General features: G+C 61.8%; 1 pseudogene. It reads right to left on the reverse strand.

Annotated features, from left to right (window positions below):
* Positions 1 to 249, reverse strand: a pseudogene (locus DNK49_RS23780) (IS1634 family transposase); the annotation flags it as partial.

Consider the following 249-nt stretch of genomic DNA (forward strand, 5'->3'; position numbering starts at 1 on the left):
TCGGGATCAGCGTCGTGGTCTCGCCGGTATTGCCGGCAAACACCTCATGGTGGATCGGCAAACCGTCTGCCGTCTGTACCACGCCCAGCATCACCTGACGGGCGATGTCGCCTTCCTTGGACAAGCCGAAGCGGCGCAATTCCTCACTCATCTCCGTGCTGCCCTCGGCGCGAATCGTCGTCAGGTCGTAGAAGACGATCGACAGCTCCTGATCGAGCAACGGGCGCAACAGCGTTGCCAGCGTGGCTT

It is taken from the genome of Parazoarcus communis SWub3 = DSM 12120 (genome assembly GCF_003226565.1).
Classification (GTDB): domain Bacteria; phylum Pseudomonadota; class Gammaproteobacteria; order Burkholderiales; family Rhodocyclaceae; genus Parazoarcus; species Parazoarcus communis.